The 3097-nt window shown below is 60.5% G+C and carries 3 protein-coding genes and 1 pseudogene; 2 read left to right on the top strand and 2 right to left on the bottom strand.

Annotated elements, in window-relative coordinates; translation table 11 throughout:
* Both AC1D1P_RS19080 and gloA read left to right on the top strand, forming a co-directional pair.
* Window positions 1–1186: hybrid sensor histidine kinase/response regulator (locus AC1D1P_RS19080; protein WP_477674054.1), on the top strand; the 1186-nt coding region annotated here is incomplete at its 5' end.
* 147 nt (window positions 1187–1333) lie between these two features.
* Window positions 1334–1744, top strand: coding sequence for a lactoylglutathione lyase (gloA, locus tag AC1D1P_RS19075; protein ID WP_477671402.1), 411 nt, complete (start codon window positions 1334–1336; stop codon window positions 1742–1744).
* 100 nt (window positions 1745–1844) lie between these two features.
* Here the strand turns inward: gloA and eda are convergent, their stop codons facing one another.
* Both eda and AC1D1P_RS19065 read right to left on the bottom strand, forming a co-directional pair.
* A complete protein-coding gene (eda, locus tag AC1D1P_RS19070) occupies window positions 1845–2507 on the bottom strand; it encodes a bifunctional 4-hydroxy-2-oxoglutarate aldolase/2-dehydro-3-deoxy-phosphogluconate aldolase (protein ID WP_477674053.1) in 663 nt (220 codons plus the stop codon).
* A pseudogene (locus tag AC1D1P_RS19065) lies at window positions 2498–3097 on the bottom strand (phosphogluconate dehydratase); the annotation flags it as partial. The pseudogene AC1D1P_RS19065 and the gene eda, both read right to left, overlap by 10 nt.

Genomic DNA, 3097 nt, shown 5'->3' with positions numbered 1-3097 from the left:
AAAGCAGATAGATGCCGAGAAATTGCGCATTGCAAACTCCCTTGCCGGCTCGATCGCCCATGAAATGCGCAACCCGCTCGCACAGGCCAAGATGAGCCTGGAGAGTATCGGGGAAATGCTACCCGCGAACGGTATCGCGGTCCCCGCCGAACACACTTCCCGCATGCGCCAGTTTGTCAACATGGGGGAGATCGCTGTACACAGGGGTAACCAGGTGATTGACCTGATCCTGGGATCCTTCAAGTCCAGCGCGGTGGACCGAAGCAAATTTGAGTATTTATCCGCCGCAAAAATAACTCAGAAGGCGGTGGACGAATACAGTTTTCCCGATCGGCACCTGCGCAGTGATGGTGGCAACTTACGTGACAGTGTCACAGTGCGTGTCGTGAAGGACTTCACCTTTTACGGGGACGAAACCCCTTATGTTTTTGTGCTCTTCAACCTGATCAAGAACGCGCTCTATTACCTCGACCAAAAGTCCGGCGCAACAATCGTACTGACGATAGACGATCACAAGGTGACCGTCAGAGACACGGGCCCGGGCATCGACAAGGAGGTGCTGGCACACCTGTTTGAATCCTTCATGACCTCAGGAAAGGCCGAGGGGACAGGCCTTGGGCTGTCGTATTGCAAACGCACCATGCAAAGCTTTGGTGGTGACATTCATTGCGATTCCGCGGTCGGTGAATTTACACAGTTCACGCTGACCTTCCCCCCAATACCGCAAACCGGGATGGGCAAGGCCGCCGCAGCGCCGGAAGCGCCTCGGCAGGCAGCCAGCCCGGCCATCCCCGGCAATGTGCTGGAAGGCAGAACCGTCATATTGGCCGAAGACGACGAACTTAACCGCATCATGGTGGGCGAGCGCTTGAAAAGCTGGGGCTTGACAGTGCTGGAGGCCGAAGGGGGGCGCCAGGTTCTGGCCCACCTGGACAGCACACCAAGCGTCGATTTGATCTTGATGGATATGAACATGCCCGGTTTGAACGGCGTGCAAACGACCCAGGCGATTCGCTCGCGGGATTGGGAGCATCAGGGTATTTTTATCCTCGCACTTTCCGGGAACTCCGATGAGCTTGATGTCAGGACAGCCTTGAACGCCGGCATGAATGGCTACATCCTGAAAAATGGCGACATGAAGTTGCTGCAAGGAAAAATGCTGGAGGCTTTGGCGGCAACAAGGTAGTCCCGGGGAAATCCCACCGCGCGAAGCCCCTCATCGGTCATTGCGCGGCATGCATCGCCATCAGCTTTGCATCCCTACGCATGCGGCCTGCACAGGGAGCGAAGATTGGCGACAATGGGCAGTCCGCCACTCCCCACCTTCATCACCATGCGACTCCTACACACCATGCTGCGCGTTGGCAGTCTCCAGCGCTCCATCGACTTCTACACGCAGGTTCTTGGCATGAAGCTGCTGCGCACCTCGGAAAATCCCGAGTACAAATACAGCCTGGCCTTTGTGGGCTATGAAGGCAACCCGGCGCAGGCCGAAATCGAGCTGACCTACAACTGGGGCACCGAAAGCTACGACATGGGCACGGCTTTTGGCCACATCGCGCTGGGCGTACCTGACGCCTATGCAGCTTGCGACAAGATCAAGGCCGCTGGCGGCAACGTCACGCGTGAGGCCGGCCCGGTCAAGGGCGGGACCACGGTGATTGCCTTTGTGACGGACCCGGACGGCTACAAGATTGAGCTGATCCAGCGCGATGAAAGCGCTTCGGGCGCTGGCCTGCGTTAGTTCATTGCACTTCGCTGCTATTCTTTTAATAGCGGCTTTCGCTCATCCAGCAAGGCTGGGAGCGCTATTTTCCTCATAAATAGCGGGCAGGCTGCCAGGCTCAGGCAGCATTGCGTGCCAGCTGGCAGGCCTGAAAAGCCAGTGCAGTGACGTGTGACCAGTTGCCGCGAGCCAGCGTGTCCGCAGGGGTCAACCAGGACCCGCCTACACACACCACATTGGGCAGCGCCAGAAACTCAGGCGCATTGGCCACCGTGACGCCGCCCGTCGGGCAAAACCGCACGTCGCCGAATGGTCCGTTCCAGGCCTTCAACATGGCCGGGCCACCCGCCTGCATGGCCGGGAAAAATTTGAGTTCCGTCAGGCCGTCCTCCTGCGCCATCATGATCTCGCTTCCGGTAGCCACCCCTGGCAGCAGCGGCAGGCCGGAATCCTTACAGGCCTGTCCCATCGCATGGGTGTAACCGGGGCTCACCGCAAAGCGTGCACCGGCCATGGCGCAGGCTTGGGCATCGGCGGCACTGCGCACAGTGCCCGCACCCACCACGGCTTCCGGCACATCGCGTGCAATGGCCTCAATGCAGGCCAGCGCTTGCGGCGTGCGCAAGGTGACTTCGAGCATGCGAATGCCACCGGCCACCAGCGCACGTGCCAGCGGCACCGCCTGGCTCACGTCGGTCAGCACAATCACGGGTATCACGGGGGCGTCCTGCATGATCTGCAGGGGGGTCAGTTTTCCGCTGACGTTCAGGTTCACATCCACGATAAAGCTCCTTCTTCAGCCGTCAGCGCGTGACGGCGCATACCGGCAAACAGCTCCCGTCCCATGCCGATGCCGTTGGCCGCGCGCAAATCGGCAGGCATGGTGTCGACCGGCCTCGCGGTCCATTCTGCATCGTTCACCAGCACCTTCAATTCGCCAGTGATGGCATCCACACGAATTACATCACCGTCGCGCACCTTGGCCAGCGGGCCGCCGGCAGCGGCTTCGGGCGACACATGAATGGCGGCCGGCACCTTGCCCGAAGCGCCGCTCATGCGGCCGTCAGTGACCAGCGCGACCTTGAATCCCTTGCCCTGCAACACGGCCAGCGGCGGCGTCAGTTTGTGCAGCTCGGGCATGCCGTTGGCTTGCGGGCCTTGCCAGCGCACCACACACACCACGTCGCGGTTCAACTCGCCAGCGCTGAAGGCGATGTGCAAGGCTTCCTGCGAATCAAACACCCGGGCCGATGCCTCGATGACATGGCGGTCGTCAGGCACGGCGGAGACCTTGATCACGCTACGGCCCAGGTTGCCCTGCAGCAGCTTGAGACCCCCGGTGGCGCTGAAAGGTTTGGCAGGCGTGCGCAC

Source organism: Polaromonas sp. P1_E1_2, assembly GCF_056406035.1.
The sequence above is the reverse complement of the archived record's forward strand: the minus strand, read 5'-3'. Positions and strand labels throughout refer to the sequence as shown.